The sequence below is a fragment of the Flavobacterium geliluteum genome (assembly GCF_017948595.1).
Taxonomy (GTDB): domain Bacteria; phylum Bacteroidota; class Bacteroidia; order Flavobacteriales; family Flavobacteriaceae; genus Flavobacterium; species Flavobacterium flavipigmentatum.
The window spans coordinates 1-201 of sequence record NZ_JAGFBV010000112.1; the positions used below are offsets into that span (position 1 = coordinate 1).

A 201-nucleotide genomic window follows, 5' to 3' on the forward strand; every position below is an offset into this window, starting at 1 on the left:
TGAATGCTTTTATTTTAGCATTGAATGATTCTGCAGAAGCATTAGTACTTCTGTTGTCAAAATAGTTCAATATCGTTTGATAATGATTCATAATGGTACGAGAGATTGTACCGAAAGACTTAAACCCAGATTGATTTACTTTTTCATGCCATTTGGCTAATTTTGCAAAACCAATGATTTTGTCTTTTGTATTCTCAAAGA

At 30.8% G+C, this 201-nt stretch carries 1 protein-coding gene; it reads right to left on the minus strand.

The genetic code is table 11. From position 1 onward, the window contains the following. A partial coding sequence (locus J3495_RS19145; protein WP_236025521.1) for a transposase occupies positions 1-201 on the minus strand: 201 nt, incomplete at both ends.